At 43.5% G+C, this 16,894-nt stretch carries 15 protein-coding genes, 1 riboswitch and 1 other annotated feature (1 of these 17 running past the window's edge); of the genes, 9 read left to right on the forward strand and 6 right to left on the reverse strand.

Features of this window, described 5'->3' with window-relative positions:
* Window positions 1-71: a binding site (T-box leader), on the forward strand; it begins 193 nt to the left of the window's first position.
* A 57-nt stretch (window positions 72-128) separates the two neighbouring features.
* The 3 genes from ilvB (at window position 129) to BM241_RS01805 (ending at window position 4,331) form a co-directional block, all read left to right on the forward strand.
* On the forward strand, window positions 129-1,817 hold the full coding sequence (ilvB, locus tag BM241_RS01795; protein ID WP_025748696.1) for a biosynthetic-type acetolactate synthase large subunit: 1,689 nt from the start codon (window positions 129-131) through the stop codon (window positions 1,815-1,817).
* Between the two features lie 95 nt (window positions 1,818-1,912).
* Entirely contained in the window at window positions 1,913-2,842 is a 930-nt protein-coding gene (locus BM241_RS01800) for a prenyltransferase (protein ID WP_025748695.1), read from the forward strand.
* Between the two features lie 499 nt (window positions 2,843-3,341).
* A complete protein-coding gene (locus BM241_RS01805; protein WP_025748694.1) occupies window positions 3,342-4,331 on the forward strand; it encodes a helix-turn-helix transcriptional regulator in 990 nt (329 codons plus the stop codon).
* Window positions 4,332-4,438: 107 nt separating this feature from the next.
* On the opposite strand, the gene BM241_RS01810 is transcribed toward BM241_RS01805, so the two are convergent.
* The 6 genes from BM241_RS01810 to BM241_RS01830 all read right to left on the reverse strand — a co-directional run bounded on the left by BM241_RS01810 (window position 4,439) and on the right by BM241_RS01830 (window position 10,818).
* Window positions 4,439-5,668: a DUF438 domain-containing protein gene (locus BM241_RS01810; protein WP_025748693.1), complete on the reverse strand. Its 1,230-nt coding sequence runs from the start codon at window positions 5,666-5,668 to the stop codon at window positions 4,439-4,441.
* 180 nt (window positions 5,669-5,848) lie between these two features.
* Entirely contained in the window at window positions 5,849-7,246 is a 1,398-nt protein-coding gene (locus tag BM241_RS01815) for a methyltransferase MtaB domain-containing protein (RefSeq protein WP_092281898.1), read from the reverse strand.
* 442 nt (window positions 7,247-7,688) lie between these two features.
* The gene (locus BM241_RS12175) at window positions 7,689-7,889 is read right to left on the reverse strand and encodes a hypothetical protein (RefSeq protein WP_143094036.1); all 201 of its coding nucleotides are present in this window, start codon (window positions 7,887-7,889) and stop codon (window positions 7,689-7,691) included.
* Between the two features lie 131 nt (window positions 7,890-8,020).
* Window positions 8,021-8,554: a DUF5317 domain-containing protein gene (locus tag BM241_RS01820; RefSeq protein ID WP_025748691.1), complete on the reverse strand. Its 534-nt coding sequence runs from the start codon at window positions 8,552-8,554 to the stop codon at window positions 8,021-8,023.
* Between the two features lie 44 nt (window positions 8,555-8,598).
* Complete coding sequence (locus BM241_RS12990) at window positions 8,599-9,870, reverse strand: HD-GYP domain-containing protein (RefSeq protein ID WP_092281899.1); 1,272 nt, start codon at window positions 9,868-9,870, stop codon at window positions 8,599-8,601.
* Between the two features lie 309 nt (window positions 9,871-10,179).
* A complete protein-coding gene (locus BM241_RS01830) occupies window positions 10,180-10,818 on the reverse strand; it encodes a hypothetical protein (protein ID WP_025748689.1) in 639 nt (212 codons plus the stop codon).
* Between the two features lie 313 nt (window positions 10,819-11,131).
* Here BM241_RS01830 and dgoD point away from each other — a divergent pair, with 313 nt between their 5' ends.
* The 6 genes from dgoD (at window position 11,132) to BM241_RS01860 (ending at window position 16,601) form a co-directional block, all read left to right on the forward strand.
* Window positions 11,132-12,280, forward strand: a complete 1,149-nt coding sequence (dgoD, locus tag BM241_RS01835) for a galactonate dehydratase (RefSeq protein WP_092281900.1) — start codon at window positions 11,132-11,134, stop codon at window positions 12,278-12,280.
* A gap of 50 nt (window positions 12,281-12,330) precedes the next feature.
* Window positions 12,331-13,176 carry a hypothetical protein gene (locus tag BM241_RS01840; protein WP_242948222.1) on the forward strand — a complete coding sequence of 282 codons (846 nt, stop codon included), beginning with the start codon at window positions 12,331-12,333 and terminating at the stop codon, window positions 13,174-13,176.
* A gap of 359 nt (window positions 13,177-13,535) precedes the next feature.
* Window positions 13,536-13,946 carry a 4Fe-4S binding protein gene (locus BM241_RS01845; RefSeq protein WP_025748686.1) on the forward strand — a complete coding sequence of 137 codons (411 nt, stop codon included), beginning with the start codon at window positions 13,536-13,538 and terminating at the stop codon, window positions 13,944-13,946.
* Entirely contained in the window at window positions 13,947-15,707 is a 1,761-nt protein-coding gene (locus tag BM241_RS01850; RefSeq protein WP_025748685.1) for an aldehyde ferredoxin oxidoreductase N-terminal domain-containing protein, read from the forward strand.
* Complete coding sequence (locus BM241_RS01855) at window positions 15,682-15,912, forward strand: MoaD/ThiS family protein (protein ID WP_025748684.1); 231 nt, start codon at window positions 15,682-15,684, stop codon at window positions 15,910-15,912. The genes BM241_RS01850 and BM241_RS01855 overlap by 26 nt, the downstream gene beginning before the upstream one ends.
* Window positions 15,912-16,601 (forward strand): HesA/MoeB/ThiF family protein, encoded by a 690-nt coding sequence (locus BM241_RS01860; RefSeq protein ID WP_092281901.1) that lies wholly within the window; start codon window positions 15,912-15,914, stop codon window positions 16,599-16,601. Before BM241_RS01855 ends, BM241_RS01860 begins: the two co-directional genes overlap by 1 nt.
* A riboswitch (molybdenum cofactor riboswitch) is annotated at window positions 16,596-16,744 on the forward strand. (Overlaps the previous gene by 6 nt.)
* Window positions 16,745-16,894: the final 150 nt, after the last annotated feature.

The following is a 16,894-nucleotide window of genomic DNA, read 5'->3' on the forward strand; positions in this document are numbered from 1 at the left end:
TGATGAGGCTGTTGCTGCGAAGCAACGGCGAATATGGGTGGTACCACGGAAGTAAACCTTTCGTCCCATTTAACAAGGGATGAAGGGTTTTTTAATACTTATTTTTCGGTAAAGGGGGCGATGAAGGAGTGAAGTTGACGGGTGCACAGGCGGTCATAGAATGCTTGAGAGAGCAGGGTGTGGATATCGTTTTTGGGTTTCCCGGGGGAGCGATTCTCCCGGTATACGATGCATTGTATGATGCCAAGGACATCACCCACATTTTGACGGCCCATGAACAGGGGGCTACCCATGCTGCGGATGGGTATGCCAGGGCTACAGGTAAAGTTGGCGTGGTGTTTGCCACATCGGGCCCAGGAGCCACCAATACGGTAACCGGTATTGCAACCGCTTATATGGATTCGGTGCCTCTGGTGGTATTTACTGGTCAGGTGGCTTCTTCACTGCTTGGCAAAGATTCATTTCAAGAAGTGGATATAACTGGCGTAACTGCGCCCATTACCAAGCATAATTATATTGTCAAGGATGCTGAGCGTTTGCCGGATATTATAAGGCAGGCTTTCAAGATAGCGCGAAGCGGTCGGCCCGGTCCTGTTCTGATCGATATCCCAAAGGATATACAAAATGCCGTAATAGATTATCAGCCCGCTCAGGTGGATACCAGCTATGTGAATGAGGATATCTTTCATCCTCAGTTTTATCGCAAGGAAGAAATAGAGAGAAGCGTTCAGGAAGCAGTAGAGGCTATAAATAAATGTGAAAGGCCAGTGATCTACGCGGGGGGTGGAGTCAACATCTCGGGTGCCAACCGTGAACTGGTAGCCTTTGCGGAAAAGATAAAAGCTCCTGTAACTTGTTCGCTTATGGGTCTAGGCGCCTTCCCGGGTACCCATCCGTACTTTATGGGCATGGTGGGTATGCACGGAACGCGTGTTTCCAACTACGCCGTTTCCAACTGCGATCTGCTGATAGCCATAGGTGCCCGGTTCAGCGATCGCGTTGTAAGCAAGGCGGAGAAGTTTGCTACCCATGCCAGGATAATTCATATAGACATTGACCCTGCAGAGCTGGGCAAAAATATTGATACCCATATCCCGATTTGTGGCGATGTGAAAAAGATACTTCAGAGGTTGATCGAGTTAGTGGATGAAAAGCAGCCCAATGGCTGGAATAAGCAGATAGAGGATTGGAAGAAGGCACATCCGCTGAGGTATGGTACTCCCAAAGGGAAACTGACTCCGCAGTACATCATAGAGAAGCTCTATGAGCTTACTGCGGGAAAGGCTATAATCACCACCGAAGTGGGGCAGAATCAGATGTGGACTGCCCAATTTTACAAGTTTGATGAGCCGCGTACCTTTATCTCTTCCGGGGGTCTGGGCACCATGGGTTATGGCCTGGGGGCAGCCATAGGAGCATGCATTGGAAGGCCTGACCGAAGGGTGATAAACGTCGCAGGGGATGGAAGCTTTAAAATGAATTCGACTGAATTGGCTACAGTTTCAAGATACAAGTTGCCCATAATCCAGCTGGTTCTAAATAATCAAGCTCTAGGTATGGTGCGTCAATGGCAGAGGTTGTTCTATAACGGGAGATTCTCGTATACTACTTTGGGCTCCGATGTCGATTTTGTAAAGCTGGCCGATGCTTATGGAATCAAAGGGTTCAGAGTGACTTCCAATGAAGAGGTTGAGGGCACGCTCAAGCAAGCTCTTGAGATGCAGCAGCCCGTGTTGATAGAGTGCATGATACACCCGGATGAGATGGTGTATCCCATGGTTCCGCCAGGAGCGCCTATTGATGAGATTATCGATTGAGGTTATAATATGGTTGATGAGTTAAAATATGTTGCCTTAAAGGCTTTTTAAATGGCAAGGGACCTAAATAGCTGCCGATATAGGGGGAATCGAATATGAATGCAGACGTAAGGCGTGTATGGCAGGGTTTCTGGCAATTGGCTGACCCTAAGATATGGATAGCTTCTACAGTGCCAATGGTTGTAGGTGCGGCGTTTGCCTTTGGTAGCACGGGAAGGTTTGACCTCTACTGGTTTATTGTGGCTCTCATAGCTGTTTATTGCATAGAGATCGGGAAAAATGCGGTAAATGAATGGGTAGATTATAAGTCGGGGGTTGATCGGTTTATAACCCCCGACAAAAGAACCCCCTTCAGTGGGGGTAAAAAGACCATCGTGGACGGGAAGCTTACGCTGCCTGAAGTCGTTATGATTGCCGTGGTCACATTTGCGGTTGCCTGCGGGATAGGCCTTTATATCATGTTTTTTAAGGAAATGGGCATATTCTGGATAGGCATTGCCGGCGTTTTGCTGTCCATATTCTATAGCCTTCCGCCGTTTAAACTGGCTTATCGCGGGCTAGGCGAGGTAACGGTTGGTCTGACATTTGGGCCTCTTATAGTTCTAGGTATATACTGTTTGCAAACAGGCAGAGTGGATTTATCGGCTTTGTGGGTGTCCATACCCATCGGAATTTTGATAGCAAACGTGCTGTGGATAAATCAATTCCCCGATTATGAGGCCGATGCTCAGGGCAACAAGAGAAATTGGCTGGTTAGGCTGGGCAAGGAAAAGGGCGTAAAGGTGTTTGCGCTGTTGTTTTTAGCAGCTTATCTATGGTTTATCCTGCTGGCCGTCATTTTAAGAAATCCTTTCTGGCTCCTTGGATTGGTCAGCGTTCCTCTGGCTGTAAGGGCCGTCAAGGTTGCCGGGCAGTATTATAATGACATTCCTAGATTGACAGAAGCCAACTTGAGGATGGTACAGGTTTATCAGCTAACAGGTTTGACCATGACGGTTGCTGCCATATTGGGCAGGTTTATCTAATCAGGTGGAAAGCAGGGATTGAAAAAAGGCGTTGAAGGGGGATGTAGGGCGGATGCGGCTATTGATCAGGGGTTTGTGAATTCGTCTTTTATGCATCCCCCTTTTCTACATGCACCGCATACAGGGCATTTGACCCAGTGACAGACGGGACAGGTAGCGTCTGTCGAGCTATCTACAGGTGCACCGCAGTTCCAGCATGAGTGCTTGTAAGGTGATATAAACGAGTGATGCACGCAATGTAAGGTTTTATCGTCTATGTATGTCACCCCTCAATAGGCTGGGCGCTTTTCACATTGGTAGGATATTAGTGCCATTTTTGAGTTTCTTATGCGAACTAATTGGCTTTTTTAAACGAAGCCACGTTTACCTCCTTTCTAAAATCATCGACTTTAAAGTTTAGTAATAATTTATTTGTAACGCCTGTTGATTAGAACGATAGACAACTTTGCGATTGGCCTGCAGCTTGGTCAAATAATTTTAATATAAGGATGTGTGAATTATGAGTAAGTTGAGCCAGTGCTTGAAGATCATTGCACTCCTTCAGACCCGGCAGATGCTGTCAACCCGGGAAATAGCAGAAATACTGGGGATTACTCCTAGGAATGTAAAGGCGTATATTGAATATTTAAAGAGAGCAGGAGTGCCAATTCAAGGGATGACTGGAAGAGGGGGAGGGTACTATTTAAGCGATAACTATTATTTTGATGTACCCAAGCTGGATGAAGGGGAATATTCTGCCCTGATGCTGGCCGAAAAGCTTCTGACGCACAAAAACGGATTCCCATTGGCAAATGAGTTGCAGACAGCAGTGGCAAAGATTCGGTGTGCCTTGGGTGACACTGTTGTGAATGTTTTTCCTCTTCCCACCGATGAATTGATGCTCTCCCTAGGTAAAGTCGATTTAAGGGACAACGTCAATAAGATATTGACCACCATTTATATGGCCATAAAACAGCGTAAGCGCATAAGGATACTGTACTATACTCCAGCTAGAGATGAAAAGAAGGTAAGAGAAGTGGACCCCTATGCTATGATATACCGTGAGGGTTCGTGGTACTTAATAGGATACTGCCATTTGAGGGAGCAGATACGCACGTTCAAACTGGTCAGGATAGAGCACATCGAGATATTGGATACGTCCTTTGTATATCCCTGCGATTTTTCGGTAAAAGAATATATGTCAAACATCTTTAGCGTAATTGAAGGGGAAGAATATGATGTGGAGATCCGGTTTTTCCATCCTGCCAGTGTATGGGTTAGGGAGAAGAGATGGCTTCCCAACCAACAGATTAAAGTGTTAGAGGATGGTTCCATCATTTTCAAGGCCAAGGTGAAAGGGCTTATTGACATAAAAAGATGGGTGCTGAGCTTCGGGAAGCTGGCAGTAGTGCAAAAGCCTGAGGAGCTTGTGGGAAGCATAAGGGAAGAGCTGGAAGGCATGGCGGATTTGTATGGAGGACGGTCTTGTGAGAAGGAAGGAGAGGATTAATGCAAAAATGCCTTCTTATTTCCCCTGTATATTGTCAGGCAAATAAGAAGGCATCTTTCATTTTAAACGCTTGTATGCTATATATCATTATTATTAATCATTATTAATCACTCATCGAGAAGCCTTTTTTCACCTGTTATTTCCTGTATGGGCTTGATATCTTGAGTCACTTCCAGGATGCCAAGGAACTGGCCGGAATTATCCCTTACGGCAAAATAGCGGATAAAGACATATTTATCGCCCATCTTAATCCAGAAATCCTCATGGTCCTTTTTGCCTGTTCTCAAGTTTTCTATAACTTTTTGAACTATGTGTATGCTGGCAGGGGGATGGCAATTTTCTACGCGCCTGCCGATGACAGTCTTGGGTCGAGCAAATATCCTGTCCTTGCCCTGTGAGAAATATTTTACTACCCCGTCTTTGTCAACGAAGGTTATGTCTACCGGAAGCGTATTGAAGATGGCATCTATCTCCTTTTGTGAGAGTATGCCGGTTTCAAACTTTATGTATCCGCTTTCGACCAGCTGCTGGCCTTCAACTTGTGCTTTTTGCTCAATGTTTTCTCGGGCTGGATGCCATTTTCCTGCAGGCCGCGTGAGGCAATACCCTATCCCTTCGCTTTCTTCTTCTATCTTGATCCATTCGTCCTCGCTCAGCGTATTGAGCGCCATTGGGAAGAGTATGTTCTCTTCTTTGAAAATCATTTCGATGACCTTGTCGATTACCTGGTTGGCCTTGTTTACCACTTCGTCCTTGTTGCCTTTGTAGTTTGAGAGCAGAGAGCAAACTTCTTTGATTCCATCCCGTATTTCGTCATCCACACCCCACATCACCTTTGGTGGGGCTGTAATCCCGTATTTTTCCAGGAAGGGGAACAACAGGTTTTCTTTGCGGGCATAGTGCTTATCGACTTCCCAAAGCATGTTGAAGTCTTCGGCCAGCGTGCTGACATTGCCTGGGCTATCTGAAGTTTCAAAGTCTTTAATATGCGGCTTTATGCGGGTATTTATGAGCTTTTCGAGTTCCCTGTTTTCAAGTTTGAAGGTGTGAACAGGGTGGCCGGGAGCGTCTTCCGGCTTTTGCGGTCGATGTATTTCTTCTATGGAGCCTTTGAAAACAGCTGCGTGCACATCGCACAATCGCTGTATTTCCTCAACAGGCATGCCTTCCATGATTAAGGCTTGTTCTATATCAGCTATCTCTTCGGCCGATACCCCCTTGATCAGCTCTTCAAACCTGGGTTTGACTTCTTCTACGGTTTTTCCGTTATGTAGCTCTTTGATCAGCTCTTTCAGTACCTTTTTTCTGTATTCACGATTGTTTATGAATTCGCTCACGAAATCGCCTCCTTTGTGATTTGTGGGAATACGCATCTTATGGCTCCCATTTTAACTAAGATAGCTATTGGAGCCAAGCATCTCTGGTATCTACTGCTGGTGCCCAGTTAATATTATTATAACCCCGATTTTGCATCAAAAAACTGCAGTTTATAGAACTGCAGTTTAAATGTGATATTTTCATTTTAAGCCATATTCTTCAGGTCTCCATTTTGTCAGGTCTACTTCTTTCTTTATTTCGTACCAAAATTTCTCTTCATCGTCGGGTATGGTTTCAAGCTGGGCGCTTATGATGTCCAACCATTTTTGTTCCCGTGGGGGCACCATAACATCTCCATTTTTAATGCCTCTTTTAATTACATCCACTGCAAGAACTGCTGCTTTCTTGGTTGCCATAAAAGCGTCTTTCTCTTTTACCAGTTCCTTGCTGATTTCCAGCACAATGTCCGGCCTTAAGACATAAGCTTGAGGGTCAAACTTATCGTCGGATTTGGCCAGCCAATCGCGCATCTTTAGAGCGTAATCGTGTCCTTCAGCTGCTGCCTGGTTCATCAAGCGGCAGTCATAGATCAGCTGCTCTGTATAAACGACTGGGGCAGGAGCGCTCAAAAGCTTGATGTTCTGCACCGACTCGTTGCTCCAGCAGTCGCAAACACACGCTGCTATATTGCCCAGCGCGCTCAGGTGGGCACATGCAGCCGTTTTCCCCTCCATTGATATAGGAACTCCAGCTATGGCCTTCATATAAGGGCCTTCATAACCGCAATCTTTATTTGGGCCTACTGCTCCCATCTCGTAAGCAGCCAGCGTCCTGGGGACGCACGCCACCCTGTCCACCGCTGCAAATACTCTTGGGATCATGCCCTGTTCGGCTAGTACCATAGCAGTATTGGCAAAACCACAAGCCGTATCTCCGCCTGGGATAGAGCCGGTTGTCTCGGCTATTTGTACTATGCGTGACCACAGAAATCGCATATCCCTAACTCCCAAAACGCCAAGAGCGAAAACAGCTTTTCTCATATCGCAGTTGATTAGCGCTTCATCGTGGAGCTCCTTGCCGCCTGTGGACTCTACGGACAGAATGTCAGCTCCTTCTTCAGCGCATCTTTGGAATGTGATAAGCATGCTTTCCAGGAGCTGGCCCTGCCTCATAAATGATGGGCGTACCATTTCTCTGATGTCGTTGGGCGTACATCTCAATATGCTTTTAAGCCCGTATTTTGCCTCGTATTCTCTCATGTGCTGTAGCAAAATCCTGTTAATCTCGATCCCCCATTTTGGTTCCCGCGTTGTATCTGGGAGCAATTCCACTTCCACGATGATTCCAGAGGCGTGTAAGTCTCTTGCACGCTTTAAAATGCCTTCAATCATTTCTGCATACTGTCGATATACTTCCGAGATAGTGCTTGGTTCAATCTTCATGGGTGGTAGGGTCATGTTAATTTCAGGATAGACAGTTCCCCCGCCTATTATCATTCCGTTTTTTGTTTTAACTGGATGGGGAGCGATTCCATATACGAAGTCATCAAGAGACTTGATGGCCGTTTGATTAAAGGTTTTACGCGGTTTGCAGTCCATGGGATTTTCCCCCTTTAAAAGGATGCATGCAAGTTATTACATGAAGATTTGTATTAAAAATTATAGGAAATGGAATGATGTATTACAATAGTTGGAGTGCTGATAAGCAATATACTCTTTAAATTATCAAAAATGGACAAAAAGGCTTGTATAATACCCGCATGACAAGGTTATAGGCTTGCTGGTGGATGAAGGCATAGTAAAATCTTGCGATTCTGCGATGCCAGCTTTTTAAAAAGCTTTGAAACACAATGTATGCGAAAAAGCCGGAGCATTTGCCCCAGCTTTAAAACTCTGGGTTTAGCGAATATCCAAACATGTGATTGACCAACGCTTCTTCTAGCTTTTTGCTGTCTTTTGCATCGGCTTTACTTATAGGTATATCTCCTGGCATAAGGTTAGAAAATCCTACCATGCCTCAGCCTGGCTCAAATATACGTTCCTATATATAGGTGTTTTGGGAGTACCCCGGTACGCCCTTGACTGTGTATGTCACCTTCATTCTACCTGTTGCTGGATGGTATTCCTTCCCGTTTATTCTGGTGCTGTGGCTCCATGTTTCCCCCTGCTTGAAGGGGGTTTTCATGACCAGGTTGTGCAGCTTGGAGTTTACTTCCGGTGGGTCAAACCGGGTGCTCGACATAACTCTTTCGGTTACTGTGCCTTTTACATAGTCAATGTAGTACCTTACTGCAATAGGTTAAGTTACATTAAAAGGAGCTGCACTATCACAGTGCTACTTCCTGGCAAGGAAGGGATAGCGTTGACGTGTCTCTAATCAGCTAATATTGTGTGCTGTATAAACAGAAATATGCCAAGCATTATTATGATATCCCCTATGCTGATGAATTGCTCTTTAGGCCAAGGGATGTAGATTATGTCAGCTAAAATCCATAGGGGGGTTTTATCGGTCATCAAGGTATAGTTGGAAAGTACGCCGGATTGGATCATTTCCACCTGTTTGGCCAGGGAGGGAATTTCGAGTGCGCGGCGGGATACCGGCATGGCTCCACCATTAAAAAGTATTACTAAAAAGTTCATCAGAACCCCCATACCTATGATTTTCATGTGTTTATGTTTCGTGTTAAAAAATATAAATATAAACAACAATGCATATTTAACTATAAATATTATAAACAATGCCCATGAGGGGATATAGTTTAAATGATGATAAAGCAAAAAGTCTAAAGCAAAGGACATAATTGCTAGATACGGTAAACGAAGCTCAACATTTTTTAGCCTGTTTAGCTGTCCTCCTCTGATGAAAGCTAAAAAAAGGCTTAACGCAATAACTATAACTGCTACCATGGCAAAAAATTTCATCCTTTCTGTGGTGTTTTAGGGTGCTTTAGTTAAACAAAAGAGTTATTTATATTTTCTTGTACTACGCTGATTAAGGCATCTGCCACCAGTGGATGAAATTGGGTTCCCTTGTTTTGCTTGATGATATCCAGGGCTTCTTGTGGGGTAAAAGCCTTACGGTAGGGCCTATCGGAGGTAAGGGCATCATAGGCATCGGCTGCCGCAATGATATAAGCCTCAATTGGTATTTCTGAACCTTTGAGGCCCTGTGGATAACCTTTTCCATCGTATCTTTCATGATGACTCTTTATAAATTCCTTTACGTCATCGGAAAAATCTATATCTTCTAGTATTTTTAACCCAATATTGGGATGTTGCCTGATTTTTTCCCATTCCTCTTCGGAGAGTGACTGGGGCTTGCGTAAAATGAAATCTTCTATTCCTATTTTACCTATATCATGCAATAGGGCTGCCACCTTTATAGATTCAATCTTGGATGAGGGCAGTTTAAGCTTTTGGGCAATTTTTTCAGCATACATCTCTACTCGCTTGGAATGTCCTTCTGTATATTTGTCTTTTGCTTCAATTGCCGCCGTAAGGGTTTGTATGATTTGATAATACCTCTTTTTCGAGTCAAGGTAAAGCTGAAAGGAATAACGTGCAAGAAGCAATGGGCCAAACAGCAATATCACATATATATGGCCGTTGGGGATTTGGTAGAGCAGGTATATAAAATACCCAAAAGGAGCGAGAGCGTAGAAATTGGGTATTGCCCACAGGATATTGTTTTTCCACAACTTAAAAAACGATTCCTGCTTAAGGAAGGTCATGAGAAGAATAAGTATGGAGGAATTAAAAAACAAAAACAGGGTTGTATATGTAAGTAAACAGAGCATATATAAATACGGGTTTTGACCTGCATTGAGTTTGTAATGCATTGTCTGATATATATTACCCGATATAAATGCGCTTATCGCATGGTTTGCCATATTGAAAAGAGTTTTATAAAACGGCCTGTTGAATACGTGTTCGTACGCACCTTTTTTAGGACGGTTAAAAAAGAAAAAATGACTGATAGATGCTACTATTACAGCAAAATATGTTCCGTGGTATAAATGTGAAGCGAATATAATGGCAAAGGATACGCTTAGTGCACCTCCATTCATAAACTTCACCGAAAACGACTGGCTCATTCCTGCAAGTATGATCCAGAATATCAGGTCATATATTTGTGTGCGAAGTATATTGTTCATTGAAAGAAGTATTATTGATATTCCTATTATGGATATTATGCTTAAAAAGAAGACTGCTTTTCTGTTCATATATGCTGTACTACCTCCGCTTTGTGATTAGTACTTAAAAGGCCAAACCCCTGGTTCAGTTCAAATTACAACCAATAAAATCCCGCACCGCCTGCCAGAATGAGAGAAATCAGGGCGACTATGAACCCCAGGACCTTTTTCATGGCTTTACACCCTCCTGTTTTGAGTTCTCTGCCCTTCGCTAATCAGGCAGGCCTTTCTCCGCTCCGCTTATAAAAATCAGAAAATTTAAGCGAAGAACCGGGGTTTGGCCTATTTGGCAAGAACATTAGGACGTCTAGTGCTTTGGAAGTCGCTGTTATTTTACTCTCAAGCATATTTACCCAATTTTCTATTTAATGCGTCCAGCACAGCCTTCACAACTGCTTTATTGTCATCTTGCTCTATAGGGGATGAACCTACAAGAAAGTTTTCAATCTGTTCAGCAACTTGAGAAACTGCCACAATGCAAACGGGTTTTCCTGAAATTGTGGTTTTCTGTATATCTATCACGCTGAACACACACTCGCCGCCTAGAAATTGCTGTATGGCATTTATTGTGGCTTCGGCCAGGGCTCGAAAGCGCCCCTGAGTAAAGTTTATCCCCCGGGAGACGCCTTCAAACACCTTGTCGTCTTTTGTTAGGACGACTCTTGCTTCAATTTGTGAATCTTCCATACTTATGGAAATGTTTTTGAGAACAAGGCGAGAGTTACTGTAGCATATTTCACTTTCATCTTGTATCTGTGCAATGCTTATCACCTTGTGGTCAAGGGGGATGCCGTATTTTGCCATGAGTGCAGACTGTACGTCTCGAGAAATTTGTTTAGGATTTCGGGCTGTACTTGCCAATATATGAAGTTCAATTATGTTGCCTTCTTGGTTCAGTACTATTTTTGAGGATATAATCCCCGGAATTTTATTTAGGAAAGATTCATATTCTTGAATCTTTGTGTTGTCTAACACCATAAATCCTGATATCCCCCTTACATATATATTTACAGGGATCAACCTATCCTATTAAAACATATTTCGCCATGTTTTTGTAAAATCCTCTTTAAATTTTAAAAAGTTTGTACAAGGATTAAACCGTTGATCTTAGTCTAAAAATCCCGTCTGTAGTAAGCGAAAACTTTATAGGTACTAGCATCAGAATATGATACATGGTATAATATTCCGTAAAAAGAATATAACGGAACAAAAATTCAATAAATCAATAATCAAGGGTTACATTTCCGGTTGTAAAAATAAAGAGGAATAATGATGCGAAGGGGGATAAAACGTGAAGATTACGTCATTAAAGCTCTATACCGTGAAGCCTCGATGGCTGTTTTTGAAGATAGAAACCGATGAGGGGATTGTTGGATGGGGTGAACCTATAGTAGAAGGCAGGGCGGCTACGGTGAAGGCAGCGGTGGAAGAATTAAGCTATTATTTGATTGGCAAAAATCCTCTAAACATAGAGGACCACTGGCAGGTGCTTTATAGAGGAGGGTTTTATAGGGGCGGCCCGGAGCTGATGAGTGCTATTTCAGGCATTGACCAGGCACTGTGGGATATAAAGGGCAAGTATTACAATGCACCCATATATGAGCTGCTGGGTGGCTTGTGCCGGCAAAAGCTCAGGGTTTACTCGTGGATAGGGGGAGACAGGCCCAGCGACATAGTAGAGGCTGCTAGGGAAAAGATAGAGGCCGGTTTTACGGCGGTAAAGATGAACGCGACCGAGGAGATGCACTATATAGATTCTTTTAAAAAAGTGCAGCAAGTGATTGATAGGATTGCGGCTCTTAGAGATGCCTTTGGCTATGACCTGGATATAGCCGTGGATTTCCATGGCCGTGTACATAAGAGCATGGCAAAGGTATTGGCCAAGGAGCTGGATGCGTTTAAGCTGATGTTCATCGAGGAGCCGGTGCTGCCGCAAAACAATGAGGCTTTAAGGGAAATTGTGCGCTATACATCCACTCCCATTGCAACAGGCGAACGGATGTTTTCGAGGTGGGATTTTAAAAACCTTCTAATGGATGGTTATGTGGACATAATCCAGCCTGACCTCTCACATGCCGGCGGGATCTCGGAATGCAAGAAGATCGCTTCCATGGCGGAGGCTTTTGATGTTGCTGTCGCGCCACACTGCCCGTTGGGGCCAATAGCCCTTGCTGCCTGCATACAGCTTGATGCCTGTACGCCCAACGTGTTTATACAGGAGCAGAGCCTTGGTATACACTATAATGAGAGCAGCGATCTTCTGGATTATTTGAAGGATCCAGGCGTATTTAAATACAGCAACGGGTTTGTGGATATTCCAAAAGGTCCTGGATTAGGGATTGAGATCGATGAGCAAAAGGTGCTAGAAGCAGCTAAAGAAGGGCATAACTGGAAAAATCCTGTGTGGCGCAACGAGGATGGAACGGTTGCTGAGTGGTAGGTGTTCTGCACTAGACTCCGAAGAAGCTGGAATAAATCAGGATGGGACGGTTGTCAAATGGCAGTGTCTTAGCTCTGTACATAGTAAATTTTATTGTGCTTGTGTATATGATGCAAATTTTTCTATCCAAAAAGAATTTAAGTATGAAGGAGATTGCTTATATGTATAAAAAATTAAAATCAATAGTTGTTATAATGTTATCAATATTGATATTTGTTTTTACCGCCTCAACATGTTATGGTAACTCAGCAGAGCCACCATCAATTCTGATTATTGTTCCTAATCCACCATCCGATTTAGAAATTAGTATTGATACGGGCAATACATATGTAGAAGCTAATAAAGTGGATAAAGTTGTAGTAGAGAAAGTTATAGAAAGGTATTATATTTTTTATTCGAGCAAGCTAGGAAATACTAGGGACTATGTTTTTAAAATTACTACTGGGGATGACAGTTATGAAATAGCAATAGAAAAGCCTCTCAAATCATACAATAATATTTATACTTTGAACTTGAAAAATCGAACATTAACGCCGGGAAAGTTATTATCAAGGTCAATTTTATTAGTTTTAACACGCTTAATCCTAACATTGATGATAGAAGGCATTATATTCTGGTTGTTTGGTTTTAGAAATAAAGATTACTGGATTGCTTTTTTTATAATAAATATAATTACTCAGGGAGCATTGAATATCTGGATTAATGGGTTTACTCCTATAGAAAGTTATTTGATTTTAAATCTTGTAGCTGCGGAAATATTGGTATTTATAGCCGAAATTAAAGCTTTTTTAACTGTTATAAAATCATGTCGTTGGCATACAGTTTTATATGTGTTGACAGCCAATTTGGTAAGCTTTATAGCAGGGAGCTATATGATTACATTTCTACCAATATAATACATTAACAGATTGTCTCATTAATGAGAATAATCGTTCGTAAAAACCGCAATGGAGGAATGGAGTTATTTCCTGAAAAGAATATATCAATAGCGGCATATACAGTAAGTGGCTTTTAGAACCAATGATAAAAAATATCCAAAAGCCATTTTTTTATTAAGTAGATGATTAACAGCGTTTGGGCAACAAGGATTATGGCGATGAATGGCTATATTTTATCATTGTTTAACGATTTGGGAAAGAAATATTTGATTATGATAATTTGTTGTTGTAAATACACATACTTAATGCTATAATAAACTTTGTTAAAAATAAAACAATGTTTGAGGAAACAATATAGATCTCAGGTGGTGATTTGGTTGCCAAAGGTATTGAGAGCCGACAACATGAACAAGTGCCTCGGATGCTTTACATGTATGCTTACATGCGCTGCCGTGAATCATAATAACCACAATCTTGCTAAAAGCTCCATAAAGGTCAAGACGAGAGGAGGGCTTCAGAGCAAGTTTGCGGCAACGATTTGCGTTGCCTGCAAGGAGCCTGCCTGTGCTGAAGCCTGTCCCACAAATGCGCTTGTCAGGCGTCCTGGTGGGGGAGTGAAATTGATCCGCGAAAGGTGTATTGCATGCGAAAAATGCGTTTCTGCATGCATAGTTGGTTCAATTCACATGGACTATGACAGAAAAATACCAATCATATGCAAGCACTGTGGGGCGTGTGTAAGGATGTGCCCGCATAATTGTTTGAGCATGGAAGAGGTGACGGAGTAGATGCTAGGGGAAGACTTTGTAAGGGTATTGTATATAGACCTTGAAAACAGAAAGGCAGATATTAGAGAGAGAAAGGACTTGTATAAATACCTGGGCGGGACCGGTGTGGCTGCAAAGCTTTTGGAGGAGAACATGAAGAAGGGTCTGCCGCCGCTACATGAAGAGCAGCCGCTTATAATCTCAATTGGCCCGCTTTCCACTATATTCCCTGTCGTTACCAAGGCAGTTGCAACCTTTATATCGCCCCACACGGGCGAGTATGGTGAAAGCCATGCTGGTGGGAGGTTGGCCATGGCCATGCGCAATGCGGGATATGATGCTATTGTTATAACCGGCAGGGCGCATAAACCTACCTATCTGTTAATAACTGACAGGAATATAGAGTTTAAGGATGCTCGGGCGATGTGGGGTCTTGATATAGAAGAGGTAGGCAGGGTGGTTAGAGAAAGAGAGCCAGGGCCGGGTAAAAGAAGCATTATAAGAATTGGTAGGGCAGGAGAAAATCTTGTTACGTATTCATGCGTCAATGTTGATACTTACAGGCACTTTGGAAGGCTGGGCATGGGTGCGGTGTTTGGCAGCAAAAACCTGAAAGCCATGATAATCATGGGTGAGAGGGACCTGCCAATTTCCAACTTAAAGGAATATTTTAAGACTTATCAGGAGATATATAAAAAAGCAACCCAGACCGATGCCATGGCCAAATACCATGAGCTTGGAACGCCCCTGAACATAAAAGTGCTGAACGCCATAAATTCTCTGCCAACGAAGAATCTTTTGCAGTCGACCTTTGAGCATGCAGATGACATATCGGGCGAAAGGTTTGCTGAGAAAAATCTCATAAGAAAGGTCTCCTGCACCGGTTGCCCAATAGGCTGCATTCACATAGGGCAATTCAGAAGGGAGTTTGACAAGGGGTATGAGTATGAGTCCATAGCTGTTTCATATGACCATGAGCTCGTTTATGCCCTTGGCAGCCTGCTTGGAATAAGGACCAGCGATGAGGTGCTGGAGATAATCGAAGAGGTAGAGCTTGCGGGACTTGATGCAATGACGACGGGTGTTGTACTGGCATGGGCCACCGAGGCTTTACAGAAGGGACTTATAACAAAGGAAGACACTTTGGCAGACCTTGAATTTGGGAATACCAAGGAGTACATCAAGGCCATCGATTATATTGCAGACAGGGCAAACGAGTTTTATTACACCATAGGGAACGGCTTGAATGAAGCGGTAAAAAAATACGGTGGTCAGGAATTTGCGCTGCTGTACGGCGGGAATGAGATGGCGGGCTATCATACCGGATATGGTTTTGCGCTGGGCCAGACGGTTGGAGCAAGGCATTCGCATCTTGACAATGCAGGGTATTCATACGATCAGAGCGCAAAAGAGCTCAAGGATGAAGAAATAGTGGATTATGTGATAAAGGAGGAGAAGGAAAGGAACGTCTTGACGTCGCTGTGTATCTGCCTGTTTGCGCGAAAGGTGTATGACAGGCCAACTATCTTAAAGGCTCTGCATTCTATCGGCATTGACTGGACGGATGATGACCTGACAAGGTTGGGGAATGATATATTCTTTACAAAGCTCAGGATCAAGAAAGAACTTGGCTATTCCCTTGAAAATTACAGGTTCCCGAAGAGGGTATTTGAGACGCCCACTCTCTGGGGCAGGATGGACGAAGAGAGGTTAAACAGGCTTTTGAGGATGTATATCGATAGGGTGGAGAAGGAATATGAGGATTGGAGTAGAGGTCAATGATTTTTTTGAAAAATACGGCGGCAAAACTGGGAAATTTGAAATGGAGATTGACCCAGGTTTTAATGTGCAAAAGTTGCTTCAAAAGCTGAATATACCACAGGACAGGGTTGGCTTTGTAATCGTAAATCAAAAAAGGGTGGACTTTGATTACGTCTTTTCCGAAGGCGATGAAGTGCATATTTTGCCTTTTGCGATTGGAGGGTAATGCTTAAAGTGGAAAAAAGATATATAAAAAACATTGGTACGCTTACCTGCGAAGGGCAAAACAGGCTATTTCAAACGACGGTTGCTGTGGTCGGTGCAGGGGGGATCGGTGGATTCGTGATAGAAGGGCTGGCACGCCTTGGAGTGAAAAAAATCATAGCGGTCGATATGGATGTATTCGATGAGATGAACTTGAACAGGCAGGCCCTGTCCAATGTTAACAATCTGGGCAACCACAAGGTCATCGAGGCAGAAAAAAGGGTGAAGGAGATAAATCCAGGCGTGCGTTTTCTGCCCATCAGACAAAAAGCCTGTCTGGAGAATCTTCCGGATTTTCTGGGTGAAGCAGATTATATATTTGATGCGACGGATAATATCGAGATAAGGAAAGAGCTTTCTGAGTTTGTGCAAAATACCGGCAAAGTTCTGATCCATGGTGGATGTGCGGGATGGTATGTGCAGGTGGCGATAGTGACTAAATATACGTCATCTATAGAAAGGCTTTTTGGAGGCACCGGTGACCAGGGGGCTGAGAAAGTGCTTGGGAACCCGGTGTTTGCGCCCATGCTGACGGCAGCCCTTGAGCTTTCCGAGTTCTGTAAGCTTATATCGGGTAAGGGAGAGCCCCTTGTAGGCAAATGCATGGTTGTCAATCTTTTGACAAATGAATACAGGGTTTTTGAATTTTAAAAGTCTTTCCGAGCCATTGCAGCCTAAGAAGGGAAACCCAGTCGTTCTTTAGGTTTTCCTTTATGGTGCTATGGCCGATAGGGTGCAGTTTGCGGGAAACCGCTGTGCCTCCCGCTTTGGAAAGGAAGGACGGCATAAAAGGGATGCTCTTTTGCCTTTCCAAAGCGGAGGGTATCCCTTTTTTAGTTGCAACTCGGCAAGAGGATTTCATCTTCTGCGAGTGTGAGATGAACTGCATGAAAGAAAATATCTGGCAAATCTTGATGTTGTCAGGCAGTCAGTGATGGGTATGT

This window comes from Caldicoprobacter faecalis (assembly GCF_900115765.1).
GTDB classification, from domain to species: Bacteria; Bacillota; Clostridia; order Caldicoprobacterales; family Caldicoprobacteraceae; genus Caldicoprobacter; species Caldicoprobacter oshimai.